This is a genomic window from Undibacterium sp. Xuan67W, assembly GCF_049340165.1.
Classification (GTDB): Bacteria; Pseudomonadota; Gammaproteobacteria; order Burkholderiales; family Burkholderiaceae_D; genus Undibacterium.
Genome location: NZ_JBMPPN010000006.1, coordinates 1 through 26,197, shown reverse-complemented (window position 1 = coordinate 26,197; position 26,197 = coordinate 1). Strand labels below are relative to the sequence as shown.

General features: G+C 49.7%; 24 protein-coding genes. 9 read left to right on the top strand and 15 right to left on the bottom strand.

What is annotated here, in order from left to right; genetic code table 11:
* Positions 1-64: 64 nt before the first annotated feature.
* Together ACO0LE_RS07395 and rpiA are read left to right on the top strand one after the other, a co-directional pair.
* On the top strand, positions 65-1,105 hold the full coding sequence (locus ACO0LE_RS07395; RefSeq protein ID WP_422959903.1) for a serine/threonine protein kinase: 1,041 nt from the start codon (positions 65-67) through the stop codon (positions 1,103-1,105).
* 103 nt (positions 1,106-1,208) lie between these two features.
* Entirely contained in the window at positions 1,209-1,880 is a 672-nt protein-coding gene (gene rpiA, locus ACO0LE_RS07390; protein ID WP_422959774.1) for a ribose-5-phosphate isomerase RpiA, read from the top strand.
* A gap of 106 nt (positions 1,881-1,986) precedes the next feature.
* Here rpiA and cspE read toward each other — a convergent pair whose 3' ends face one another.
* Complete coding sequence (cspE, locus tag ACO0LE_RS07385) at positions 1,987-2,190, bottom strand: transcription antiterminator/RNA stability regulator CspE (protein ID WP_126129050.1); 204 nt, start codon at positions 2,188-2,190, stop codon at positions 1,987-1,989.
* Between the two features lie 532 nt (positions 2,191-2,722).
* Between cspE and clpS the strand changes: the two genes are divergently transcribed.
* From clpS to ACO0LE_RS07370, 3 genes are all read left to right on the top strand, one after another.
* Positions 2,723-3,031 (top strand): ATP-dependent Clp protease adapter ClpS, encoded by a 309-nt coding sequence (clpS, locus tag ACO0LE_RS07380; protein WP_262835813.1) that lies wholly within the window; start codon positions 2,723-2,725, stop codon positions 3,029-3,031.
* Positions 3,028-5,328 (top strand): ATP-dependent Clp protease ATP-binding subunit ClpA, encoded by a 2,301-nt coding sequence (gene clpA, locus ACO0LE_RS07375; protein ID WP_422959773.1) that lies wholly within the window; start codon positions 3,028-3,030, stop codon positions 5,326-5,328. The genes clpS and clpA overlap by 4 nt, the downstream gene beginning before the upstream one ends.
* Positions 5,329-5,415: 87 nt before the next feature.
* Positions 5,416-5,694, top strand: a complete 279-nt coding sequence (locus tag ACO0LE_RS07370; protein ID WP_422959772.1) for a hypothetical protein — start codon at positions 5,416-5,418, stop codon at positions 5,692-5,694.
* A gap of 96 nt (positions 5,695-5,790) precedes the next feature.
* On the opposite strand, the gene dut is transcribed toward ACO0LE_RS07370, so the two are convergent.
* The 8 genes from dut to ACO0LE_RS07330 all read right to left on the bottom strand — a co-directional run bounded on the left by dut (position 5,791) and on the right by ACO0LE_RS07330 (position 15,184).
* Positions 5,791-6,240 (bottom strand): dUTP diphosphatase, encoded by a 450-nt coding sequence (dut, locus tag ACO0LE_RS07365; protein WP_422959771.1) that lies wholly within the window; start codon positions 6,238-6,240, stop codon positions 5,791-5,793.
* A gap of 54 nt (positions 6,241-6,294) precedes the next feature.
* A complete protein-coding gene (gene coaBC, locus ACO0LE_RS07360; RefSeq protein ID WP_422959770.1) occupies positions 6,295-7,497 on the bottom strand; it encodes a bifunctional phosphopantothenoylcysteine decarboxylase/phosphopantothenate--cysteine ligase CoaBC in 1,203 nt (400 codons plus the stop codon).
* A 9-nt stretch (positions 7,498-7,506) separates the two neighbouring features.
* Complete coding sequence (gene lspA / locus ACO0LE_RS07355) at positions 7,507-8,025, bottom strand: signal peptidase II (RefSeq protein ID WP_422959769.1); 519 nt, start codon at positions 8,023-8,025, stop codon at positions 7,507-7,509.
* A 143-nt stretch (positions 8,026-8,168) separates the two neighbouring features.
* The gene (gene ileS, locus ACO0LE_RS07350; RefSeq protein ID WP_422959768.1) at positions 8,169-11,033 is read right to left on the bottom strand and encodes an isoleucine--tRNA ligase; all 2,865 of its coding nucleotides are present in this window, start codon (positions 11,031-11,033) and stop codon (positions 8,169-8,171) included.
* 107 nt (positions 11,034-11,140) lie between these two features.
* Complete coding sequence (locus ACO0LE_RS07345) at positions 11,141-12,118, bottom strand: bifunctional riboflavin kinase/FAD synthetase (RefSeq protein WP_422959767.1); 978 nt, start codon at positions 12,116-12,118, stop codon at positions 11,141-11,143.
* Between the two features lie 390 nt (positions 12,119-12,508).
* On the bottom strand, positions 12,509-13,156 hold the full coding sequence (locus ACO0LE_RS07340; RefSeq protein WP_422959766.1) for a YceI family protein: 648 nt from the start codon (positions 13,154-13,156) through the stop codon (positions 12,509-12,511).
* 42 nt (positions 13,157-13,198) lie between these two features.
* Positions 13,199-14,356: a methyltransferase gene (locus tag ACO0LE_RS07335; RefSeq protein ID WP_422959765.1), complete on the bottom strand. Its 1,158-nt coding sequence runs from the start codon at positions 14,354-14,356 to the stop codon at positions 13,199-13,201.
* A 384-nt stretch (positions 14,357-14,740) separates the two neighbouring features.
* Complete coding sequence (locus ACO0LE_RS07330) at positions 14,741-15,184, bottom strand: YidB family protein (RefSeq protein WP_422959764.1); 444 nt, start codon at positions 15,182-15,184, stop codon at positions 14,741-14,743.
* Positions 15,185-15,475: 291 nt separating this feature from the next.
* Between ACO0LE_RS07330 and ACO0LE_RS07325 the strand changes: the two genes are divergently transcribed.
* Positions 15,476-17,494: an ankyrin repeat domain-containing protein gene (locus tag ACO0LE_RS07325; RefSeq protein WP_422959763.1), complete on the top strand. Its 2,019-nt coding sequence runs from the start codon at positions 15,476-15,478 to the stop codon at positions 17,492-17,494.
* A gap of 82 nt (positions 17,495-17,576) precedes the next feature.
* Here ACO0LE_RS07325 and ACO0LE_RS07320 read toward each other — a convergent pair whose 3' ends face one another.
* The 5 genes from ACO0LE_RS07320 to speE all read right to left on the bottom strand — a co-directional run bounded on the left by ACO0LE_RS07320 (position 17,577) and on the right by speE (position 21,822).
* Positions 17,577-18,302 carry a 16S rRNA (uracil(1498)-N(3))-methyltransferase gene (locus tag ACO0LE_RS07320; RefSeq protein WP_422959762.1) on the bottom strand — a complete coding sequence of 242 codons (726 nt, stop codon included), beginning with the start codon at positions 18,300-18,302 and terminating at the stop codon, positions 17,577-17,579.
* Positions 18,303-18,464: 162 nt separating this feature from the next.
* A complete protein-coding gene (locus tag ACO0LE_RS07315; protein WP_422959761.1) occupies positions 18,465-18,872 on the bottom strand; it encodes a DUF350 domain-containing protein in 408 nt (135 codons plus the stop codon).
* A 66-nt stretch (positions 18,873-18,938) separates the two neighbouring features.
* Positions 18,939-20,069 carry a glutathionylspermidine synthase family protein gene (locus tag ACO0LE_RS07310; RefSeq protein WP_422959760.1) on the bottom strand — a complete coding sequence of 377 codons (1,131 nt, stop codon included), beginning with the start codon at positions 20,067-20,069 and terminating at the stop codon, positions 18,939-18,941.
* A complete protein-coding gene (locus ACO0LE_RS07305; protein WP_422959759.1) occupies positions 20,069-20,539 on the bottom strand; it encodes a DUF1190 domain-containing protein in 471 nt (156 codons plus the stop codon). Before ACO0LE_RS07305 ends, ACO0LE_RS07310 begins: the two co-directional genes overlap by 1 nt.
* Positions 20,536-21,822 (bottom strand): polyamine aminopropyltransferase, encoded by a 1,287-nt coding sequence (gene speE / locus ACO0LE_RS07300; RefSeq protein WP_422959758.1) that lies wholly within the window; start codon positions 21,820-21,822, stop codon positions 20,536-20,538. Before speE ends, ACO0LE_RS07305 begins: the two co-directional genes overlap by 4 nt.
* Positions 21,823-22,170: 348 nt before the next feature.
* Between speE and tkt the strand changes: the two genes are divergently transcribed.
* The 3 genes from tkt (at position 22,171) to gap (ending at position 25,883) form a co-directional block, all read left to right on the top strand.
* The gene (gene tkt, locus ACO0LE_RS07295; RefSeq protein ID WP_422959757.1) at positions 22,171-24,174 is read left to right on the top strand and encodes a transketolase; all 2,004 of its coding nucleotides are present in this window, start codon (positions 22,171-22,173) and stop codon (positions 24,172-24,174) included.
* Positions 24,171-24,749, top strand: a complete 579-nt coding sequence (locus ACO0LE_RS07290; protein ID WP_422959756.1) for a GNAT family N-acetyltransferase — start codon at positions 24,171-24,173, stop codon at positions 24,747-24,749. The genes tkt and ACO0LE_RS07290 overlap by 4 nt, the downstream gene beginning before the upstream one ends.
* Before the next feature lie 117 nt (positions 24,750-24,866).
* On the top strand, positions 24,867-25,883 hold the full coding sequence (gene gap / locus ACO0LE_RS07285; protein WP_422959755.1) for a type I glyceraldehyde-3-phosphate dehydrogenase: 1,017 nt from the start codon (positions 24,867-24,869) through the stop codon (positions 25,881-25,883).
* Between the two features lie 217 nt (positions 25,884-26,100).
* On the opposite strand, the gene ACO0LE_RS07280 is transcribed toward gap, so the two are convergent.
* On the bottom strand, positions 26,101-26,197 hold a 97-nt coding region (locus ACO0LE_RS07280), incomplete at its 5' end, for an IS3 family transposase (RefSeq protein WP_422958693.1).

Genomic DNA, 26,197 nt, shown 5'->3' with positions numbered 1-26,197 from the left:
TAGCGCTTTGTCCCATGTTCGTGGGGAGTTTGAACGTACAATGCGCTCTATGACTACACCTGAAATTAACCTCGCTACGACAGAGGGTATATCCGCAGGCGCTTTAGACAGTGCCGCTCCGGATTCGTCGCCCCACGCATTTGCAGGCTTGACGCCGGAATGTGTGCTGGACGCGATGCATGAAGCGGGTTTTCACTGCGATGGCCGTTTATTGGCGCTGAACAGCTATGAGAACCGTGTCTATCAGCTTGGCATGGACGACGGCCCGCCGGTGATCGCCAAATTTTACCGGCCGCATCGCTGGACAGATGAGGCGATTCTTGAGGAGCATGCCTTCGTAAGTGAGTTGCATGCGCTGGAGATCCCGGTGGTTCCCGCCCAGGTATCTGCGGAAGGTCGCAGCCTGCTGGCGCATCAGAGCTTTCGCTTTGCGGTTTTCCCAAGGCAGGGCGGCCGTGCACCGGAGCTTGATCAGGCCGATACCCGTGAATGGCTGGGGCGCTTTATCGGTCGCATTCATGCGGCAGGTGCACAACAGTGTTACCAGCACCGGGCCAATCTCGATATCCATAGCTTCGGGCATGAGCCGCGTGCTTATTTGCTGGCGCAGCAGTGTATTCCGGCGGATCTGGTGGCAGCTTATACAAGTGTCAGTGGTCTGGTGTTGGATGGCGTGGCACGTTGCTACGAGCGTGCAGGCGAGGTGGCGATGATTCGCTTGCATGGCGATTGCCATCTGGGGAATGTGTTGTGGACCGACGCCGGTCCGCATTTTGTCGATTTTGACGATAGTCGTATGGGGCCGGCGATTCAGGACTTATGGTTGCTGTTGTCGGGTACACGCGCCGAGATGACTGCACAGTTCAGCGATATTTTGTTTGGTTACGAAGATTTCGCCGAGTTCCAGCCGCGTCAGTTGCATCTGATCGAGGCTCTGCGCAGCTTGCGTATGTTGCATTATTCCGCCTGGCTGGCACAGCGCTGGGATGACCCTGCTTTCAAGCAAGCCTTCCCGTGGTTTAACACCCAGCGTTACTGGCAAGACCGGATATTGGAGCTGCGAGAGCAGGTCGCCTTGATGGATGAACCGCCATTGGTGGTTTGAGGCGGATATCGAGTGATCGTGCAGATTTTCTGCCAGCGTATGTTAATCACGAGAGTGTGATCCGTTAAAATGCTGACATTCCCTTACTTTTGAAATGCGCATCATGACTCAGGACGAACTCAAACTAGCCGTTGCCAAGGCCGCCATTCATTACGTCGTCGAAGGCAGCATTGTCGGCGTCGGTACCGGTTCTACCGCCAATTTTTTCATCGATGAACTGGCCAGTATCAAACACAAGATTAAAGGTGCTGTTGCTTCCTCAGAAGCTACCGCAGCACGCTTGCGCGCTCATGGAATCAGCGTATTCGATCTGAATGACGTCAGTTCTATGCCCGTATATATTGATGGCGCAGACGAAATCACGCCGCAAGGTGCCATGATTAAAGGTGGTGGCGCAGCGCTCACCCGTGAAAAAATCGTGGCGTCGGTCGCTGATAAGTTTATCTGTATTGCCGACGGTTCGAAACTGGTTGATCTGCTGGGTAAATTCCCCTTGCCGGTTGAGGTCATCCCGATGGCGCAATCCGTCGTCATGCGCAAACTGAATGCCATTGGTGGCGAAGCGCGTTTGCGTTTAAAAGATGGCCAGCCTTTATTGACAGATAACGGCAATGTGATCATCGATGTGCATGGACTGCAAATTGCCGATCCAGTCGCGATGGAAGCTGAGATGAACAATATTGTCGGTGTGGTGACGGTGGGGCTGTTCGCGAAGCAGGGGGCGAATGTATGTTTGCTGGGGACTTCTGAGGGCGTCAAGTCGCTTACTTTTTAGCCGCTCAAAAATGGTATTGAATGGTATTGAGATGTACTTAGAATAATTTGCCAAAAAAAAAGCCCCGCCGAAGCGGGGCTTTTTATCAAAAGCTTAATCAGTGAGATTAAGGATTTTGGATGTTGGAAGCTTGCTTGCCTTTAGGGCCTTGCGTGACTTCGAACTGTACTTTTTGACCTTCTTTGAGGGTCTTGAAGCCGTTCATTTGGATTGCGGAAAAGTGGGCGAACAAATCCTCACCGCCGTCATCCGGAGTGATAAAGCCGAAGCCTTTGGAATCATTGAACCACTTGACGGTACCTGTTGCCATAATGCATCTTTCAAATATAAACTAATCACACGAGCCGTAAAAGCAAGAAACCTAGCGTAATGCCGCCTCCTCCTAAACTTGCTCACTTCTATTGACTAATTACTACGTTGTCTTGTCAATAAATATCATTCTTGGCGGAAAAAAAAGTAAAGTCAAGAGATTTTGTTGCTATATGTAACACTGTTGTTTTTTTATTTAATGACAATAATCTGAGGCAATCTCCGGTTTGCATAAGCTTGCTGTAAAAAGCTACAAAAATTGACAGGACTTTAATAAATTTGCTCACTCAAAGAGTGCGGTGCAGCAAAATACTCGGACTTCGCCCGAAAAAGGTACGCTTTTTTTTCGGGTCAATGAATTACGATATAACTCGGGCTTGAGTAATTGATTTTAGGCACCATCTGCGAAAAACACTGAAAACGCGTAACATCTGAGAAGAATCAGACTTAATCATGTCTCATTGATCAATTAAGCCTCTTTTTATTCGTTTATTATTTGACTCTCGACCAGATCAACGTACTAGAATAGACGTATGGGAAACAAGCAAGGAAACGGTACTTTATTGGAGAAGCAGGAGCAAAAGCTCAAGCCGCCCTCCATGTACCAGGTAACACTGCTCAATGATGACTACACGCCAATGGAATTTGTCGTGGCCATCATTCAGGAGTACTTTAATAAAGACCGCGAAACCGCGATGCAGATCATGCTCAAGGTACATCGAGATGGTAAAGGGATATGCGGAGTGTATTCGAAGGATATCGCTTTAACCAAAGTGGAACTCGTGTTAACGCACGCTCGTAAGGCAGGGCACCCCCTGCAATGTGTGATGGAGGAAGTATGATTGCGCAAGAACTGGAAGTCAGCCTGCACATGGCATTTGTAGAAGCCAGGCAGGCTCGTTATGAGTTCATCACGGTGGAGCACTTGCTGCTTGCCTTGCTGGATAATCCTTCCGCTGCCGAAGTAATGCGAGCTTGCGCCGTGAACATTGAAGATCTGCGCAAATCTCTCAGCAACTTTATCAGCGATAACACGCCGACCGTGCCTGGCACGAGCGAGGTGGACACGCAGCCTACCTTAGGTTTCCAGCGCGTGATTCAACGTGCGATTATGCATGTTCAGTCTGCGTCCAATGGAAAAAAAGAAGTGACTGGTGCAAATGTCCTTGTCGCTATTTTTGGTGAGAAGGATTCGCATGCGGTGTACTACCTGCATCAGCAGGGCGTGACACGTCTGGACGTCGTCAATTTCATTTCCCACGGAGTGCGCAAGGATCAGCAGGCTGAGCCGCAAAAAGCGCCAGAGGGCAGTGAAGAGGCACAGGCAGAAGGTCAGCCAAAAGAAAATCCCCTCGATCAGTTCACTCAGAATTTAAACAAGGCAGCAGCTGAAGGTCGTATCGATCCACTGATTGGTCGCGACAGCGAAGTTGAGCGCGTGATTCAGATCCTGTGTCGGCGCCGTAAAAATAATCCTTTGCTGGTCGGTGAGGCTGGCGTGGGTAAAACCGCGATTGCTGAAGGCTTGGCATGGCGAATTACGCAAAGCGATGTTCCTGACGTGTTGCAAAATGCTGTTGTTTATTCGCTTGATATGGGTGCGTTGCTGGCCGGTACCAAATACCGTGGCGATTTTGAGTTGCGCCTCAAAGGAGTGCTCAAACAGTTGAAAGATACGCCCAACGGCATTCTCTTCATCGACGAGATTCACACTATTATCGGTGCGGGCTCTGCTTCTGGCGGTACCTTAGACGCGTCCAATTTACTAAAACCGGCCTTGTCGAACGGCCAGTTAAAATGTATCGGTGCGACTACATACACTGAATATCGCGGTGTCTTTGAAAAAGACCACGCACTGTCCCGTCGCTTCCAAAAAATCGATGTCAATGAACCGACGGTGGAGCAAACCGTGCAGATTTTGCGCGGCCTCAAATCGAAGTTCGAAGAACATCACAACGTTAAATATTCAGCATCCGCACTGACAACGGCAGCAGAATTGTCAGCACGCTTTATCAATGATCGTCATTTGCCTGATAAAGCAATTGATGTGATTGATGAAGCGGGTGCAGCACAGCGCATATTGCCAAAATCGAAGCAAAAGAAAACGATCGGCAAGGCTGATATCGAAGACATTATTGCCAAGATCGCCCGTATCCCGCCACAAACGGTGAATCAGGATGATCGCAGCAAATTGCAGACGATTGACCGTGACCTGAAAAATGTTGTATTTGGCCAGGAGCCTGCGATCGATGCCTTGTCGTCAGCGATCAAAATGGCACGTGCGGGTCTGGGTAAAACAGATAAACCGATTGGCTCCTTCCTGTTCTCTGGTCCGACTGGTGTCGGTAAAACAGAGGTCGCCAAGCAACTGGCATTCACGCTTGGTATTGAACTGATCCGTTTCGACATGTCGGAATACATGGAGCGCCACGCAGTCAGTCGTTTGATCGGCGCGCCGCCGGGTTATGTCGGTTTTGATCAGGGTGGCCTGCTGACTGAGGCGATCAATAAAAAACCGCATTCTGTTCTGTTGCTCGATGAGATTGAGAAAGCGCATCCGGATGTATTCAACATCCTTTTGCAGGTCATGGATCACGGTACTCTGACCGATAACAATGGTCGTAAAGCAGACTTCCGCAATGTGATCATCATTATGACTACCAATGCGGGTGCGGAGAGCTTGCAGAAGCGTTCTATCGGCTTCAACGACAGCAAAGAAGCTGGCGATGAGATGGCCGATATCAAACGTATGTTCACGCCAGAGTTCCGTAATCGTCTGGATGCGATAATCAGCTTCCGTGCACTCGATGAAGAGATTATCCTGCGTGTCGTCGATAAGTTCCTGATGCAGTTGGAAGAGCAATTGCATGAGAAAAAAGTCGAAGCAACTTTCACCGAAAATTTACGTAAATTCCTTGGTAAAAAAGGATTTGACCCATTGATGGGTGCAAGACCAATGGCACGTCTGATACAGGATCTGATACGCAAGGCATTGGCGGACGAGTTATTGTTTGGTAAGCTCGTCAGTGGTGGTCGTGTTATCGTTGATCTGGATGATAAAGATCAGATCAAACTTGAATTTTCCGAAGGCGATGCAACTCCGCCTGCCGCATCTCAGGAAGTGGTAGAAGTCGAATAAGTTAGTTTTTGTTCTATGTTCCGGCAGTGAGATTTACCTGGTTTTGGTGTAGCAACAATTAAAATTATTTGTGCTAAGGAGAAAAATATGGGCGGTCTCACGCTACCAACGTACGTACTGGAATACACAGCGAAGACAATAGATTCGGTACTGTCACAAGCTGCGTTAGAGGGCAGTCAGGTTGAAGTCGATGTCTACGAGCGACATGATGTGTCGAAGAAGCACGTTGCCTTAGGACAGAGACTCAAAGATGTGGATGATACTTTCAGGGTGAGTGTCAACACCGAGTCAGGCTTGCATAACGATGAATGGAATTACACCATATTGCGTGAATCTGCTGGTCGTAGTCGTAAGATGAAAAAATAAATATTTAAAAAAAGCCCGGCATATGCTGGGCTTTTTTGTATCTGTGTACCCACAGACTCGGATGTCAACGAGGAAAATATTGTTTCTCAACCAGTTTTAATGCTTCCCCGTGCTGCCAAACCCACCGTCGCCACGCTCGCTGTCGCCGAATTCTTCGACAATATTAAAGCCGACTTGTAATACCGGAACGATGATAAGTTGTGCGAGTCTTTCCATTGGTTGCAAGGTGAATTCATTTTGTCCGCGATTCCAGGTTGATACCATGAGTTGTCCCTGATAATCGGAATCGATCAGACCAACCAGATTGCCCAGTACGATGCCGTTTTTGTGGCCCATTCCGCTGCGTGGCAATATCATTGCTGCGTAGCCGGGATCACCGATATGAATCGCCAGACCAGTGGGAATTAATACGGTCTCGCCTGGTTTAATCGTGATGGGTGCGTCGATGCAAGCGCGCAGGTCGAGGCCAGCGCTGCCAGGTGTGCCATAAGCTGGCAATTGGTCTTTCATGCGGGCGTCGAGAACTTTGAGGTCGATATTTTTCATTCTGTTATTTCTGCGTAAAGTGTTTGTTTGATTTGATCATTCAGATGTTGCGATTTACTTCGATATTCTTTGAGCGATTTCTTGAATTACCTGAAACGCGAGAGTGTGCTTATCCGCACGTGGTAAGGCTTTGTGGCCGTGTACGTCGAATAAAACTAATTCATTTTCGTCTTTGCCGAACGTGTGATGACCAATATTGCCGACTAGCAGCGGTACGTTTTTCTTTGCCCGCTTTACTGCGCCATATTCCAGCAGATTTTCTGATTCTGCTGCAAAGCCGACACAATATGGCGGCTCAGCAAGGGCAGCGACGCTGGCGAGAATATCGGGATTTTGTGCGAATTGTAGTTGCGGCGTATCGCTGTCACTGTTTTTTTTAATTTTTTGAGAGCTGGCATTGGCTACTCGCCAGTCGGCGACGGCGGCAACGGCAATGAACACGTGCTGGTGATGCGCCGCAAGCTCGGCCATCACAGCGTCATGCATTTGCTGCGCAGTCTGTGTCTGCACTCTGCGCACGCCATACGGCGCATCTAAGGCGGTTGGGCCAGAAATTAACGTGACGTCAGCGCCAGCCTCCCGCGCAGCCTGTGCAATCGCGTAACCCATTTTCCCCGAGGACAGGTTAGTGATTCCTCTCACTGGATCAATCGGTTCAAATGTAGGCCCCGCAGTGATCAGAACAGATTTTCCTGCCAATGTTTTTGCTTGAAACGATGCAATAATTTCAGTCAGCAGTTGATCTGCCTCCAGCATGCGTCCCATGCCGACTTCGCCACAGGCTTGCTCACCGGCGGCTGGCCCCAAAACCTTGATGCCGTCTGCTTTGACTTGCATGACATTGCGCTGGGTTGCAGGATTGAGCCACATTTCTACGTTCATTGCTGGCGCAATCAGGAGGGGAACATGATGTGGTCTGGCGACACACAAGGTGGACAGCAAATCGTCGCATGCACCGTGCGCCAGCTTCGCAATAAAATTTGTACTACAGGGCGCAATCACAATCGCATCAGCACCGCGTGTCAGGTCGATATGCGGCATATTGTTAGGGATGCGTGCATCCCATTGGTCGGTATAGACGGTATTGCCAGACAGGGCCTGCATCGTTACCGGCGTAATAAATTGTGTGGCGCTCTGTGTCATGACGATGTGCACGGATGCGCCAGCCTTGGTGAGGCCACGCGTCAGCTCTGCGACTTTGTAGCAGGCAATACCGCCGGTTAAGCCTAGGACAATTTTTTTGCCAGCGAGTCGCATGATGGTTCCTTATTTTTTGACGCGGCGTAATTCATCGAGAATAAACAAGGCAGCACCGATACAGATAGCACTGTCCGCAATATTAAAAGCAGGGAAGTGATAAATTTCTTTGTAGTGAAAGTCAAGAAAATCAATCACATGACCATACATCAAGCGGTCGATCACATTGCCTAGTGCACCACCCATAATCAATGACAGTGCCCAGCAAAATAAACGTTGTCCCGCATTTTGTCTGATCAGATAAGTAATCACCAGAGCTGCAACGACTCCGATCGCCGTGAACAGGTAGCGCTGCCAGCCAGATTCAGCAGCCAGAAAGCTGAATGCGGCCCCTTTGTTATAAGCAAGCACCAGATTAAAAAAAGAAGTCAGCGGCAGCGCTTCGCCCAAAGTAAATAACTTGGTGATCGTAATTTTGCTGAGTTGATCAAGCAAGATAATGATGCTTGCCAGGCCGAGCCACGGCACTAGTGCGCTGCCAGAAGATTTGGAGACGGTAGAAAACGAGTTACGTTTTTTAGTTGCCATAGAGTGAGATGAAATGTATTTCGGCAAGGAAAATGCGCAGGCATATTGTTACGCAAGTCCCTTATCCCAGCCCTCTGTCGCTGTTGCGAGAGAGGGAGCTAAAAACCTTGGAGCGATGATCTTGAAACAGTAATCTCCCAGTATCACGCAAATTGACGTGCTTCGCCTGTACCGAACAAATTACTGACACAGCGACCGCACAAGCCTGTGTGCTCCGCATGCGTGCCAACGTCCGCACGATAGTGCCAGCAGCGCTCACATTTTTGATTTGCTGATGGAGTCACGATCACGGCTTCTTCGTCCTCTGACGCTACCCGCTCTACCGTTGCAGCCGAGGTAATCAACACGAAGCGCAGGTCATCTGCAAAGCTTTGCAGCAAATCGAATTTTGCACCGCTTGCTTTAATCGTCACCTCCGCTTGTAATGAGGCGCCGATGCCACCGGCAACACGAACTTCTTCCAATTGCTTGGTGACGTCTGTGCGTATCGTACGCAAGGCTGTATATTTTTCCATCAGTGCAGCTGCATTGTCGATTACGGGTAAAGCATAATACAGTTGCGTGAAGATAGTTTCATCACTGTCTGCATAGGCTTCTTTACTAGCAAAGCTTGCCCATGCCTCTTCGGCCGTGAAAGATAAAATAGGTGCCATCAGACGCAGCAAACTTTGCGTGATATGCCAGATCGCGGTCTGTGCAGAGCGGCGTGCTGCGGATGTTGTGCCGCTTGTGTACAGACGGTCTTTCAGGATGTCGAGATAGAAACCTCCCAGATCTTCCGAGCAGAATGACTGCAATTTTGCGACCACCGGATGGAATTCAAACTGCTCATAATGCGCGAGAATATCGGCTTGCAAAGCAGCCATATTTGCGATCGCATAACGGTCGATTTCCAGCATCTCGCTCAATGCCACCGCATCCGTTGCAGGATTGAAGTCAGACGTGTTTGCCAGTAGGAAGCGCAGGGTGTTGCGGATACGGCGATAAGATTCCGTTACACGTTTCAAGATTTCGTCAGAGATGGACAGCTCGCCGGAATAATCGGTCGCAGCAACCCATAAACGCAAGATATCTGCACCCAAAGTGTCCGAGATTTTTTGTGGCGCTACAACGTTACCTTTGGACTTAGACATTTTCTTGCCTTCGCCATCGACGACAAAACCGTGTGTCAGCAAGGCTTTATATGGCGCACGGCCGTCCAGCATCGATGCCGTCAGCAAAGATGAATGGAACCAGCCACGATGCTGATCCGAACCTTCCAGATACAAGTCGGCAGGGAATTGCGAATGCTCTTTGTGCGAACCGCGCAAAACTGTGTAGTGCGTAGTGCCGGAATCAAACCAGACATCCAGCGTATCGCGGTTTTTGACGTACATATCGGCTTCGTCACCAAGCAAATCGGCAACTTCGATTTTTTGCCATGCTTCGATGCCTTCCGTTTCTACACGCTTGGCGATTTGCTCCAGCAATTCTGGTGTACGCGGATGTAGTTGCCCCGTTTCTTTGTGCAAGAAAAACGCCATCGGCACGCCCCATTGACGCTGACGTGACAATGTCCAGTCCGGACGATTGGCAATCATGCCATGTAGACGCGCTTTGCCCCACGCCGGAAAAAATGCGGTTTCGTCGATTGCTTTCAATGCAGTTTGGCGCAGGCTGTTGCCACCATCTTTCGGCGTATTGTCCATGCTCGCAAACCACTGCGATGTGGCGCGGTAGATGATCGGCGTTTTATGACGCCAGCAGTGCATGTAGCTGTGATCAAACATCTTTAGCGAGAACAAGGCGCCAGCTTCTTTGAGTTTGTCACAGATCGGTTTGGACGCCTCCCAGATCGTCATGCCTGCGAAGAAAGGCAGTGAGGAGGCAAATTTTCCGTCACCCATCACTGGCGCGATGATTGCATCATCCTTCATGCCGTGTGCTTTACAGGATTGGAAATCTTCAATACCGTAAGCTGGTGCGGAATGAACCACGCCTGTGCCGCTATCGAGCGTAACGTAGTCGCCCATATAGACAGGAGAAAAACGGTCGTAGCCCGCATCCAATTGGGCCATCGGATGTTTGAATTTGATTTCTGAAAGGTCTGCGCCGAGACAGGTTCCGATGACTTTACCCTCAAGACCGTAATTGGTCAGCGATGCTTCCACCAGGTCGTTGGCCAGAATCAGCAAGGTCGGTTCGCCCTCACGCACGGTTTCGACTAATGCGTAAGTGATTTCCGGATGCATGTTCAATGCTTGATTGGATGGAATGGTCCACGGCGTCGTGGTCCAGATCACGCAATAGCCTTTGTCGATAGGCAGCCTGGCGAGTTTAAACGCTGCAGCGATCTTATCGTGCTCCGCAAACGGGAAGCCGACATCGATGGACGGATCGCGTTTGTTTTCGTATTCCACTTCTGCTTCGGCTAGTGCAGAGCCGCAATCAAAACACCAGTTGACCGGCTTCAGACCGCGATACACGTAACCTTTTTCAAGCAATTTGCCGAGTGCACGGATTTCGTCGGCTTCATTGCCGAAGTTCATGGTTTTGTAAGGATTGTCCCATTCACCCAGAACGCCGAGGCGGATAAAGTCTGCTTTTTGGCGTTCGATTTGTTCATTCGCATACGCACGTGCTTTCGCCTGTACTTCGGCCACGGGCAGATTTTTACCGTACAGTTTTTCGATCTGGATTTCGATTGGCATACCGTGACAATCCCAGCCTGGCACGTACTGTGCGTCAAAGCCCGCCATGTTGCGTGCTTTGACGATCATGTCTTTCAGGATCTTGTTGACGGCGTGACCGATGTGGATGTCACCGTTGGCATACGGAGGGCCATCATGCAGGATAAATTTTGGACGACTAGCCGAAGCCTTGCGGATACGCTGATAGATTTTTTTGTCTTGCCATTGCTTCACCCATTGCGGCTCGCGTTTGGCGAGATCGCCGCGCATCGGGAATGAGGTTTCCGTCATATTGACCGGGTATTTGCTGGCGACTTTTGCTGACTTTTCGTTGGACATGATTTTCTTTAAGTTGGATATTCTTTGGTATTTTTTGACGATATTGTAAAGACTACACAATGCAAATCAATTCAAGTGCAGGTGAATCGAATGGCGGGGCGTGATCTTCAAATTCGGTCGGTAGCAGAGATGGCACCTGTGGCGCGATTGCGAAAATAGGCTCTGGCTTGTTCGGCATCACGTTCGATAGCTTCGGTCAGAGTCGGCAGATCGATATATTTTTCTTCGTCACGCAGCTTTTGCAGGAACTCGACCTGAACTAATTTGCCATAGGCATTGCCGCTGTAATCAAATACATGAGTTTCCAGCAGTACGCGGCCGCTGTCATCGACGGTAGGACGCACACCGAGGCTGGCGACGGCAGGCAAAGCTTGCTCAGACAGACCATGTACCTGCACGATAAAGATACCTTGCAAAGCAGGGCGGTGATGTGCAATCCGTACATTCAAGGTAGGGAAGCCAATTGTCCGGCCTAACTTTTGCCCATGCACGACATGGCCTGAGATACGGTAAGGACGGCCGAGCAGATGTGTTGATTCCTCAAATTTCCCCGCCGCCAGCGCAGAACGTACTGCGGAGGAGGAAATGCGCTCGCCCTTGTGTTGTACCGCGGGCAGAGTGACGACCTCAAAACCGTGTAGCTTGCCGGCCTCAATGAGCATATCGATATCGCCTGCGCGTTTGGCGCCATAACGAAAATCTTCGCCTACCATGAGCCATTTGACATGCAGGCCTTGCACCAGAATTTTCTCAATAAAATCTTGCGGTGACAAAGATGCGAAGTGGGCATTGAAATGTTCCACAATCACGCGATCAATGCCGGCGTCGTCCAGCGACGCCATGTTGTCGCGCAGATTGGCGATGCGCGTTGGCGCTTTGCTGAGGTCGCCCGACAGTTGAGCAAAAAAAGCGCGCGGATGCGGCTCAAACGTCATGACCGCCGCATCGACCTTTAGGCGCGTAGCGGCCGCGCGCAAATGGGACAACAAAACCTGATGCCCAAGATGTACGCCATCAAAGTTGCCTATCGCCAGTGCGCAGGGCGCACGTGAGGCAGCATTGGGGAGTCCGCGAAATACCTTCATATTGTGTGAGGAAAACTGCTGCAAAAACCTTCGATTATAAATGCTTTCTCAAATGGTTTTGCCTTATGGCTGAGGAAACAAGGGCTTTCAGCACCGAATAGTCAGTAAGATGCGCAAAAAATCGCGCAAAACCAGAGGCGAGGCGATCACTAAGCCATTGGTGGTTGGCATACAGGGGACTTCCATATCTTTACTGCGCGGCAGGGTAGAGTCATTTTGCTGACACTGAAATGACGTCGGCATCACAGAATACGGGAGCAATTAAGCGTGTTTTGCAAAAAACACCAGCAGATTTGCTGCATTTTTTTGCACTTATTTATTGCTTATTTGCTACTTTTTCGTTACTTATTCTGCGATTAGTTTGTACCAAATTAAGCAAGCTGGCACGTATTACTCTTTAATCGCCTCGACACTGAAATACAAAGTCACTTCATCACTGACGAATGGGACATAACGACCCACGTTGAAATCGCTGCGGAGGATTTTCGTGGAGCCATTTGCGCCACATGCTGATTTCAGATACAGGACTATAAAGCGGCAATTGAATTGCGTCAGCTCGAATTTGGCGGGACGTGTCACGCCTTTAATAGTGAGCTCTCCATCGATGCCAGTCAGCCTAGCATTGTCGTCAAAACGTAAGTTAGTAGATTTGAAGGCAATCTTCGGAAACTGGGCTGTATCGAAAAAACTCGTTGAGCGCAGATTATTGTCGAATAAGGCGACCCCGGTACTGACAGAACTGGCATCAATATCGATTTGTACAGAGCCGGTTTTATTCATCAAATCGAGTTCAATTACACCGCTGTTTTTGTCAAATCGCCCGCGCTGCAAGGACAAACCCCAGTGACTGTATTCAAAGACTGAAAAAGTATGTTCGGGATCGATGACGTAGCGATCTGTGCCGTAGGAGCTAGCCGAAACGAGTGAGCTGATTGCGATCGCACATCTAACTATGTGGTTCACCATCAGGCTTATTGGGCGACGTCGCATCTTGAATTCGGTAGGGTGGCGCAGCATGCGGTTGACTGCAAACGGCATGTTGCGTTGAAAGGTGATTACATTTATTGGCTCTACTCTAGCTTATTTTGCTGTTTTCGTTTTCAAACGCCACAATGAGGTGATTTCAGCAGAGCGTGCCGCGTGCAAAGGGTCGGTGATGTCAGTGGCTTTGCCGTGCCGTGGTTTAATGTCCATTTTACCGGCGACTTCGAGGCCGCCGGCGTCTATCCACGACCACAACTCTTCAGCCGTGCGTAATCCCAGATGCTCCGCCAGATCGGACATGATCAGCCAGGCTTCTCCTCCAGGTTCCAGATGTTCTGCGACACCAGATAAAAAGCCGCGCAACATGCTGCTGTCCTGATCGTAAACAGCGTGTTCTATCGGCGAATTAGGGCGTGCGGGAACCCATGGTGGATTGCAGACGACCAGTGCTGCGCGGCCGGGTGGGAATAAATTGGTTTTGATCACTTCAACCTGATCGGACATGCCCAATCGTTGCAGATTGTCGCGTGCGCAACTGAGTGCACGATCGTCCTGGTCGGTAGCGACGATGCGTTGCACGCCACGTTGTGCAAGGACGGCTGAGATGACGCCAGTGCCGGTGCCGATATCAAATGCTAGTTGTTTTCCGGGTAGCGGTGCTTTGGCTAGCAGGTCCAGATACTCGCCGCGTACAGGTGAGAAAACGCCGTAATATGGATGGATACGCTGACCTAATGCGGGTATGTCGACACCATTTTTTCGCCACTCGTGTGCACCGACGAGCCCAAGTAATTCTCTGAGAGACGCAACGAATGCGGTGCTGTCATGATCTGCCGGGCCATAAGCTTCACTACATGCCAGACTGACATCGGGCGCACGTCGCAATGGGATGCTGTAGTCAGCATTGAACGGAATCAGTAGCATCGCCAGTACGCGAGCGCGCTGCGATTGTGACTGACGATGTAAATGAAATGCCTCGGTCAGCGTCGCAGGTGTTTTCTCGGTTTTGCGTGATTTAGCCGGTTTTTTATCGATCCTGCGTGCCAGTGCTTGCAGCAGTTGTCGTGCATTTTGGTAGTCACCGCGCCAGAGTAATCCCGTACCTTCGCAAGCAAGCCTGTAGGCCGATTCGGCAGTCATGCGGTCATCGGCGATCTGCACGCGTTTTGGTGCAGGAGCACCGCTTTCAGAATGCCAGCGAGCCTGATAGGGCTGATCGTTTTCAATCCAGCTAATTACGGGGAAGTCACTCATGGCCAGCTCACTTGCAATAAAGCGCAGAGTGTAACCGAGATTGCCTGCGGCCTCTATTGATTGTGACGAGCCGGTGCGGTGTGAAGCTGTGTTGTGCGTAGCTTACGGCGGCTGACTGTGCTGACGGGGTATTCTGGCTAAGATAAATGAAAACATAGGGGAGTATATTTAAATTACCTTGTAATCACAACGGATTAAGGCATAAAAATGCATGTACTCCCATCTAGTATATGGATAACGCCTGAGGAGATTGAATGTGATTATGAAGATAGTTATAAATGTGGTTACGGCCGGAAGATGGCGAAAATCTCACCGTCGCCCGGGTTACAACGTTGTTGCTGGAAAGGCGATGCCAGATCAGTGTTTATCCGGCATCGTGAAGTATTAGTTTTTGTTCAGGAAGGCGCCGGATACTTGTTGCAGGATGCTGCCAAGATCGCCAAAACCTGATTCAGACACTTCACCGTGTGGGGTGAGTTTGTCTACCAGACCCGGCAATATCTCTGCCAGATGTCCTGCTGCACCATCTTGTGATAGCCCAGCGGATGCTGCCAAATGTGCTAACTGCCCATTACCGAGTGCGCTCTGAATTTGCTCCGCCGAGATTGGCAAATTATGTCCTGTGCCGACCCATGAATTGACGATGTCACTCATGCCCGAATTTTGAAAAGCGCTGATCAGACCAGTCAGGCCTCCTGTTCCTCCTGAGCCTCCCGATTGATTATTGGTCAGCATGCCCAGCGCCGCTTGTATCAACATGGCTTTAGGATCATTGCCCTGATCCGCGTTGCCGCCCAACATACCTAATGCTGCGTCTAGAAGTCCCATACAATCCCTTTCTGAGGTGGTGGATGAATTACCTTACAACAGTAATAGCCGCCATCTTAATACTAAAAGATTAATGTAATTGTGAACTTTGTATGAATAGTGCCGGCCGGCATTTTTTGTTTTCACTGCCAACTAAAAATCCGGACAACGGCGTGAAACTATTCTTTTCATGGACGAGCTAACTGTACTATCGGTGAGAACGATCATCTCGTTTGTTATTTTGCTTAACGAGAGGCAATTTTGCAACGTTACCTGTGGCCTTGCCAGCCTGCGCTCTGCTACATTTGCAGCATGAAAAAAATAAAAACAATTGGTTCAAAAATAGGTTCAAGTTTATTCGCTCTGATATTTGCAGTCAGCTTTACGGCGGGTGGAATAGCAGTAGGCGTGATGCCTCTAGCGAAGCAAATTATGGGCTGCTGGAAGGCGCAGAATCTGGTGGCGGTACAGGCGCATATCGAAAAACTCTCGCTTGATGAACATGATGGTGAGACCAGGATATATCAGGTAAAAGCAGAATTTAGTTATAGCTACAACGCTCAGTACCATCGCAGCCAGCGCATTAATATCGGCGGAGATACTAGCGATAATATTGGCAGCTACCAACGAGATATTTATGGCGAATTACAGCACGCCAAAGACCAAGAGCAGTCCGTCACGCTTTGGGTCGATCCCGGTGATCCTGACTTTGCCGTCTATGACCGCACAATACGCTGGATGCGGCTATTGTTTCTGTTGCCATTCGCCTTGCTATTTCCGGCGGTGGGGATTGGCGCTTGCTGGGCACTCTGGCAGATCTGGCGGCCATCAGCTGAGCCTGTGACTCCTACGATCCCTGCTGTTACCGCGGAATTTGCGCAGCATTATCAAGTACCACTTTCTAACCTAATTATCCTGCCGGAACAAAGCGGCGCGCTGCCGTTGGGCTTCTTTGCTGTGTTCTGGAATCTGTTAGCGTGGCCGATTTCTGGCGTGGCACTCATATCCTCTAATTTTGTCAAAAATCCACTGATCCTTGTAGTAGTGATTTTTCCTTTGGTTGGTTTGGGGATGATCTTTTTTACAGTGAAATTATGGTTGGTAAGAAAGCGTATTGGAAGGCCAGTGTTAGTCATGGCCAGAGCACCGCAAATCGGGTTGAGTGAATGGGCGTGCAGCGTACGTTTTATCCCACCGCTTGGAGAGCGTACAGGTCTGTTAGGTACGCGTCAGCCTGCCTATCCGGTAAGGATTGAATGTCAATGCGATTATGAAGACAGTAGTGGCGAAGATACCAGTACCACCACGCTGTGGTCGTACCTTGTGAGCGATATTCAACTCGCTCATGCGACTGTGCAGACCAGTTTTGTCATTGATTTTCCTTCGAATTTGCCGGCATCGGGTGATGCAGACGGTAAGAATAAAAAAATTATCTGGAAATTGAGCGTCAAGGTAATGGGCGATGATGTAATTTTTCTGTTGCCCGTCGGTTCTGCGTTGGTTGCGTCTGAAAAGATTGACTGGCAGGTGCTGTTGCATGAGCCCAAGCGCTTATATCCCCTTGATATGGCAGAGTTGGCAAAATCAGCGCCTGTGACAATGGCAATCGAAAGCAAAAAATCGTGGCTAGGCCTCGTCGTTTTATTCTCTTTCCTTGCGGTTACGGGATGGGGCACAATCGTCTTTTTTGTGTTGCCGATGTTTGATTCTGTCAATCACGAAGCGCTCTCAACTTTCTCAGAAAGAGCTCCTGTGCCAGTCGAGACGTATGCACAGCTGCAGGCGCAGCTAGCTGAGGGTGGCGATCCAAATCAGCGTGATGAAGGTGGGCTGACCCGCTTGATGCGCGCAGCGAAGGAGGCGGATGTAGGCAAGGTGCAATTATTGCTGGCAAGTGGCGCACGGGTTGACGATGTGACGCCTGTTGTCGTTGATGCCGCAGGTTATCGGTTGGGAAATCGTAGCGCGTTATTCGACGCCATTAATAACGACGCAGTTGAGGTGGTAACTATCTTGCTCGATGCGGGTGCTGATGTGAGGCTGGCCAGCAATCAGGTCTGGACGCCGATGCATTACGCTGCCTTTGTCGGCGCTGTGCGCAGTATGCGTGTTTTGCAAGAACATGGTGCCGAGATTGATGCGCCGTTTAGCGAAGCGCGTGGCTCTACCCCGCTGATGGTTGCCGCACAATATGATCAGTTGCCGTCAATCCGGTTTTTGCTGGAATCTGGTGCTGATCAAGCGAAACTAGATTTGTACGGAGAAAATGCATGTGGCTACGCGCGTTTTTTCAAAAAAACGGCAGCGGCAAAAGCGCTGGCTTGTGATTAAGCTGATTTGAAATTAATTAAATCGCTAATTGCAGACTGAGGCTAAGTTCATTTTCAGGGAAAACAAATCCCAACCTGTCGACCTACATGCCACCCCATGCGGCGTTCAGAGTCGCAATGGCTGCCAGACCCGCAGTCTCCGTGCGTAAGATGCGCGGCCCCATGCTTAGTGTCAATACACCTTGCCTGATCGCGAGCATTTCTTCCTCTTCAGAAAAGCCACCCTCAGGACCGATCATCAGACTGACTGATTGCGCAGGGTGATGACGAGCCCAGTCTGCAAGCGATTGATTTGCTCTTGGCGAAAGTAAGATACGTTTATGAATGTCTTGTTGTGCCAGCCATTTAGGTAAATCCATGACTGGCGACAAATGAGCGAGACGATTGCGTCCGCATTGCTCGGCTGCGGCGATGATGATGCCTTGCCAGTGCGCGAGTTTTTTTTCAGCACGTTCGGCAGATAAACGGACTACGCATCGTTGTGACGAAAGAGGTTGTATCGTCGTGACACCAAGCTCAATCGCTTTTTCAATGATCCAGTCCATCTTGGATGCCTCTGGCAAGGCCTGCGCCAGCGTCAGGGCATACGGTAATTCGCATTCTTCCGGTAAAAATACTTTGACATCAGCGCTAACGTTTTTCTTCGCAACCGACGTCAGCGTCGCAATATAGCTCCCGCCTTCACCGTTGAAGATACAAATATGATCGTTCGCTATCAGTCGTAAAACAAAAACGTGATGAGCGACGTCAGGCGGCAAATCAATAGAAGCGCCAACAGCGAGCGGAAGATGGCAATAAAAACGTGGCATATCGTATGTGTAGAGGAGAATTGATGCGTAGTTCACATTGTCGCAGAACTAGGGTGATGCGAGGATTATAAATATGACTTGCTAAATATGGCTTGCGATATAGGGTAAGCGGAATGTGAGCCGGACGCACTTATCATGAGTGCGCCGTTCCTCATCAATACCTCAGTACGTTAAACAAGCTGCATTTAATAAACCTAGACCCAGACTAACTGAGCCGAGAAATACACCTGAGGCGATTTTATTGTCTGGTATGTCGGCAACCAGCCCGGGGAGCAGCAGACGGACCACGCCAAACGCGAGCAATTGTACTGCCAATGCAATGGCGCCCCAGCACAGCATGTCGATGAGGTTGATGCTATTGGCAATGGCGGAAGCCAGGGCGACACAATAGCCGAGTACCGCACCGGACAAGCTTGCGGCGGCTGCGTGATTGCCAGCGCGGATTAGCTGGATTTCCCGGTAGGGTGTGATGGCTACGTAGCAGGCGATGAAGCTTGCCAGTAATAATAGCGACAAACCAAAATGACTGAGGAAGGCGGGGATGCCGGTGTTCATAATGTGCTCACTCATAGTGATCCTTTTTGCTTTTTTTGGTGCTGTTGGTGTTTGTCGGTTTGTTTTTTGTTGGTATCGATATTACTCAAAGTAATGCGGTATGAAGCGGCTGGTATTTTTTGTAATCAGACTCTCGTCTTCGCGTATGCCTATGCCTGCAGCATCATCGCCGATGACCCAGGAGCCGATAGAAGTAAATGCGGGCGTAATACCGTCATCAAATTTCGGTTGTGGTGCATAGGCTTGATAGATAAATCCTTCTGCGCCGTATTGTCCGGGTGTATGCAGTGCAGTACCGTTTGCATAGATGGAGATATTTTCTCCTTCACGTGAATACAGGGGTTTTTTGACGAAATCGCCTTGTATTCGCCATGCATCAAAAAACGCAGGCAAGAGGTTCGGATGATGCGGAAATAATTCCCACATCACTGGCAGAATGGCTTTATTGGATAAAATCATTTTCCATGCGGGTTCGATGATGCGCATCGGCTTGGCTAACAAGTGAGTGGCAAACGTTTCGCGGGATAACCATTCCCATGGGTAGAGTTTAAACACATTGTCGATACGGACATCCATTGCGTCGACAAAGGCGGCTTGCGAAGGATCCCAGCCGATATCTTCGATCGCACATTGTTTGGTGGCGCAGCCTGCCTGGATTGCCGTGTCGCGCAGATACGATAAATTACCTTCGTCTTCCTCATTACCACCGGCGCATACAAAATGCAGCATGCCTTTGGCCGGAAATGTTTTCCACTGGGCGATGAGTTTTTCGTGCAACGAATTAAATTGATCTGCAAGGGGTAATACGTCTTGCAGCCAATACCATTGCGCTACGCTGGATTCGACTAATCCTGTCGGTGTATCGGCGTTATATTCCAGCATTTTCGGGTGACCGGTTCCATCCCAGCTTAGATCAAAGCGTCCGTACAAAGAAAATTCTTTATCGTGCCAACTTTGCTCAACAAGAGGCCAAAAACTCTGAGGGATCGCAAACTGTGCCAGCCGCTCATGACGAATGACATGATCTACCGCCTGCAACGCCATTTGATGAAGGTCAATCGTTGCCTGTTCCAGCGTATCAATCTGATCGCTGCTAAAACGGTAAGCGTAACGTTCATCCCAATACAGGCCATCGATTGAATGGTAGTTAAACCCCAGCGCTTCAAACTGAGCTTGCCAGTTGGCGCGTGGACGGCGTGATTCCCGTATCATTAGCCGCCTCCGGAAAAACCGTGTGCTGTCCCGCCAAAGCCACCACGGCTCATGACCGAGCGTCCGATAGCATGATCGTTGCTGGTATTAGTGCCATTAGCGCTATTAGTGCTGTTGAAATTGCTGGTGCCAACGCCAGCGGTGGTATTGTTATTATTGCTGGAGAAGATGTTCGGGTTGTAGCCCCGTTGCGCCTGCTCACGGTTGCCTTCAGCGTAGGATGGGCCAAAATAGTGACCGGTGTAGGTGCTGCCATGGCCGCTGCCTAGCAGCGTGTTTCCCTGTTGTGCGACTTCCGGACTGCAGGGGTCTATGCTGCCCCAATCCTTGGTGCAGTCTTCGAGATTTTTATATTCATCTCTGAGTGACGTCGTTTCTTGTACGTTGTTGCCGCACGCTGTGACCGCGGCGGCGGTGGCAAAAACGAGGGGAACGGTACGGCTCCTGCGAATTTTTTTGAGCGTCGTCATTGGATCTCCTTGGTGACTATATTTTGCACGAAGGTGGGCAATGCGAACAGTGCATGATGGATGTCGATGTTGTAATACTGCAGATCCGTTAGCTTTCTTTGCGCCATGCGATCACCAATTTCTTGCTTTGTCATTGCAATGGGATCCAGATTATCGCTTGTAATCGCCATACCCCATAACGCTCCATACAATGGTATGGATACCGTATAGGGTCGTACGGTAGTAAAAATTTTCGCTAGTGCTGCATAGGTATCTGCAACCCGTTGCGGATGGTAGAAAGGGCTCCCGAGATGCATCACCAGCGCACCATTTTTTGCAAGACGACGCTTGCATGCGACGAAAAAATCGGCAGTCATACAACTGGCTGCCAGTTCCGTGCCGTTCGGGCTGATTGGATCAGTTAAATCCAGAAAAATCACATCGTATTGACGGTCAGTGTTTTTGATAAAAGCAAAGCCGTCTTCATGGATATGCTTGACCCGATAATCGTCAAGCGCACCCCGGTGTATCGGCTTGAGATGCGCGCGCGCCAGTTCGATGACGCTGGCATCAATTTCACACAAGTCTATGTGCTGGATACCCGGATGTTTTAAGAGTTCCTCAGTCGATCCGCCGTCGCCGCCGCCGATGATCAGTGCGGACTGTAGAGCGGGGTGAGCAACGGCAACAGGATGTACTAGGCATTCATGATAAAAGAATTCATCTTTTTCCGAAGTCATGTACGCGCCGTCAATACGCATGATCTTGCCAAAATCCGGGCTATGCAGGATATCAATTTGCTGAAATGCGCTTTGTACGCTGGCAATCGTCGCGCCGAGACGGGTGCCGTACATCGTATCAGGCGTTAAATATTCTATTACTATGTCGCCCGTTGTGTCGCCTGCTGTGCCGCTTAAAGTTTCAGTCAGTTCCGGTGCGCCTCTCATCAGTTCTTGCCTGTTTGAATTTTTAGGCCGGAATTGATTGATCAGCCTATCCATTAACCTGCGCGCTTTCATACTGTTGTCCGCATTGAAGTTGCAGACGTAGACATCCAGCGTGACGGCGTTACGCTCTGGCCATGTGTGGATAGCCAGATGGGATTCAGCTAACAGCAAGGTGCCAGTAATGCCGGCCGGATCACCGGCATGTGTAGAGAAAGCATGGAATTTCTCTCCCACGATGCTGAGCCCGGCTTGTTCAGTTGCTTTGATAGCGTTTGAGCGCAGATACTGTATATCCAGCATCAAGGGAGACGGGCATTGGCAATCAAAGCAATCTGCGGTCAGGTGTAAACCTTCCATATTCTGTGTTATCTGCCAAGACTTGCTTGAGCGAATTATTGAAATTATCGCAATTGTATCGCTTGGGATTGACGGAGTGTCGTTCAGAAAGGCTCTTTATGGATCATTTTCTATTTGTCACCAGGAAAATCACCATTTTCCATGAAAATAAGCGCAAATTGCCTTCCTGTGCTGTAAAAAACGCTGAAGTTTTACGCATCACTTAGTCGCGACCGGGTGTTCTGTTGTCGCGCTCTGGTAAAATAACGGACTTTGCAGAACATGATGTCCGTTACATATTGTTGCTGCCTTGCTTCACCGACCAGCTTTTCTCAGACTACATTTGCCTAATCAGCTCAAATAGACGCTATGACTTCTTCCCTCCAGCCAGCAACAATCACCAAAATGGCCAATGCGATCCGCGCTTTGTCCATGGATGCCGTTCAAAAAGCTAACTCCGGTCACCCGGGCGCTCCTATGGGGATGGCCGATATTGCCGTGGCTTTGTGGAAAACACATTACCGCCACAATCCGGGCAATCCTCAATGGATTAACCGCGACCGCTTCGTTTTGTCGAACGGCCATGGCTCGATGTTGCATTATTCCTTGCTGCATCTGACTGGTTACGACTTGTCGATGGATGAGATCCGTAACTTCCGTCAAATGCATTCCAAGACCGCCGGTCATCCTGAAGTGCATGTTACGCCTGGCGTTGAAACTACGACAGGTCCGCTGGGTCAGGGCATCACGAATGCAGTCGGTATGGCCCTGGCAGAAAAATTGCTCGCCGCCGAGTTTAATCAGCCTGGTTTGAACGTGGTCGATCATCACACCTATGCGTTCATGGGCGACGGCTGCTTGATGGAAGGTATTTCGCACGAAGCCTGCTCACTGGCGGGTACGTTGCAACTGAATAAGTTGATTGCGTTCTGGGATGATAATGGCATCTCGATTGACGGTCATGTTGAAGGTTGGTTCACTGACGATACGCCAAAACGTTTTGAGGCCTATGGGTGGAATGTGATTCGTGCTGTTGACGGGCATGACGCTGCCGCGGTATCCAAGGCGATTGAGTTAGCCAAGACATCAAGCAAGCCAACATTGATCTGCTGCAAAACCGTAATCGGTAAAGGTTCGCCGAATATGGAGGGCACCCACAATGTTCACGGCGCAGCGCTCGGTGATAAAGAAGTTGCTGCAGTTCGTGCCAATATCGGTTGGGACTATGCACCTTTTGAAATTCCTGCTGACGTCTATGCGGCATGGGATGCGAAGGAAGATGGTGCGAAAGCTGAAGCGGAGTGGAACACTCAATTCGTAGCGTATGCCGCGCAGTATCCGGCCAAGGCTGCCGAGCTGACACGTCGTATGAACGGCGATCTTCCGGCGAATTTTGATGAAGTAGTTGCCAGCGCGATTGCTGCTTGTGTAGAGAAAAAAGAAAACATCGCTACGCGTAAAGCGAGCCAGAACGCGATTCAGGCATTCGCTCCTTCACTGCCAGAATTTCTCGGCGGTTCCGCGGATTTGACCGGTTCCAATCTGACGAACTGGAAAGAATGCGTCGCTGTACGTGGCAATCAGGCCGGTAATCATATTAATTATGGTGTGCGTGAATTTGGTATGAGTGCGATGATGAATGGTATCGCTCTACATGGTGGCTACATTCCTTTCGGCGCAACCTTCCTGACTTTCTCTGACTACAGCCGCAATGCCATTCGCATGGCTGCGCTGATGAAAATCCGTACTCTGTTCGTGTTTACACATGACTCAATCGGTCTGGGTGAAGACGGTCCGACCCATCAATCCGTCGAGCACGTTTCCAGCATGCGTCTGATCCCGAACCTGGATAACTGGCGTCCTTGTGATACGGTTGAATCCGCCGCCGCATGGGCATTTGCAGTCAAGCGTCATGATGGTCCGTCGACCCTGATTTTCTCGCGTCAGAATTTGCCTTATCAAGAGCGTACTGCACAACAGATCGCGGATATTTCGCGAGGTGGTTATGTATTGCAAGATGTCACCGACGCCAAAGCCGTATTGATTGCAACAGGTTCTGAGATTGAACTCGCAGTGAAATCTGCAGCAGCCTTAGCTGAGCAGGGTATCGCGGTGCGTGTCGTGTCTATGCCTTCAACCGATGTATTTGATCGCCAGGATGCCGTATACAAAGCAGCAGTGCTGGGTAAAGGCCTGCCACGTATCGCGATCGAGGCCGGTGTAACCGACTTCTGGTACAAATACGTGGGACTGGAAGGCGCTGTTGTCGGAGTCGATACCTTCGGCGAGTCCGCTCCTGCTGGCGTCCTGTTTAAACACTTTGGTTTTACGGTAGACAACGTTATTGCCAAAGTAAAAGCGACTCTGGCATGAGCGTAATCAAAGAAATTAGTTTGCGTCGTGCTACTGTCGCAGATGCGCAGGCGATTGCTGCCGTGCGCATCGAAAGCTGGCGCACTACGTACCGCGGCATCATGCCCGATGCGTATCTCGATGAAATGAAGCTTGATGACAGTGCGGCGATCTGGACTCGCATATTGACGGCAGACAACCCGGCGGTCTGCGTCTTTGTTGCGATCGCGGACGATGAGATTATCGGTTTTGCGTCTGGCATGCTGCTGAAGGAAGAGAAACAGGGTATGCACTCGGAGCTGACTGCGATTTACTTACGTCCGGCATTTCAGAACTCTGGTATCGGTCAGCGTATATTGCAAAAAGTCGCTCGTACTTTGCAGGCGATGGGTGCGAGTAATATGCTGGTCTGGGTCTTGACTGGCAATAAAGCAGCACGCCAGTTTTATGAAAATTTTGGCGGACAGTTTTTGGTCGAACAGGATTTCATCTGGGATGAGCTCGAATTGCAAGAAGTCGCTTACGGCTGGCCGGATCTGAACGAGCTGACTGAATTGCATCTGACATCAGCAGAGAGCGCGCCAACCTTGCATTAGTCTTTTATTAAGCATCTGAACCAGGATGTAAGTGTGAAGAAGTAATTCAGTTTAAGAGTAGCTTCTACAGGTTAAGAGTTATAAAGATTTTTTACTGTTTTTATTGGAGATAAAACCATGACGATTCGCGTCGCAATCAACGGCTATGGCCGTATCGGTCGTAACATTCTGCGTGCCCACTACGAAGGCGGCAAATTCAAAAACGACATCCAGATCGTTGCCATCAACGACCTTGGTAATGCAGAGTCCAACGCTCACCTGACACGTTACGATACCGCCCATGGTAAGTTCCCTGGCACTGTATCTGTTGAGGGCGACACTATGATCGTCAACGGCGACAAGATCAAAGTCTTCGCAGAACGTAATCCGGCGAATATTCCTTGGGGTGAATTGAATGTAGACGTCGTTTTGGAATGCACAGGCTTCTTTACTACAAAAGAAAAAGCCTCTGCTCACTTGGCTGGCGGCGCGAAAAAAGTCATCATCTCCGCACCAGGCGGCAAGGATGTTGATGCAACAATTGTCTACGGTGTGAATCACAATGTTCTGAAGTCCACAGACACAGTTATCTCTAACGCTTCATGCACAACGAATTGCCTGGCACCACTAGCAAAGCCATTGAACGACGCGATCGGTATCGAAAGCGGTTTGATGACGACTATCCACGCCTACACAAATGACCAGGTGTTGACAGACGTCATGCACGAAGACTTGCGTCGTGCTCGTTCGGCTACCATGAGCATGATCCCGACTAAAACTGGCGCAGCAGCGGCAGTTGGCCTAGTTTTGCCAGAACTGAACGGCAAGCTTGATGGCTATGCAATGCGTGTTCCAACCATCAATGTGTCGGTTGTTGACCTGACTTTTATTGCGTCTCGCGATACGACTGTTGAAGAAATTAACAAAGTATTGAAGACCGCTTCAGAAGGCGCATTGAAAGGCATTCTGGATTACAACACAGCACCGCTGGTCTCCGTTGACTTCAACCACAACCCTGCATCATCGACTTACGATGAAACGCTGACTAAGGTCAATGGCGGCCGTCTGGTAAAAGTATCCAGCTGGTACGATAACGAATGGGGTTTCTCCAATCGTATGCTCGACACGACGATGGCATTGATGAGCGCAAAATAATTGAGGAACCCCGGAGTGAGTTGCTGTAACGCTGTACGTTGTGTAACCCATTTCATCGCGGAGTCTTGAGAGCGCTTCTTGAAATAACTTTTTGAAGTGGTTTTTTTAAATAAGTTTTCAAAATAAGCCAGTTTTATCCGCCGGTAAAAAATACCCCGAACTTTCGGGGTATTTTTTTGTCTACAACTTGGACTTCCCCTAATTTCGTAGACAACTCTTAACTTCCAAATTGTTGTTGCTCGAAAGCTAGGGGACTCATCTGATTCAAATGACTATGTCGCCGTTTGCGATTGTAGAACACTTCGATGTAATCA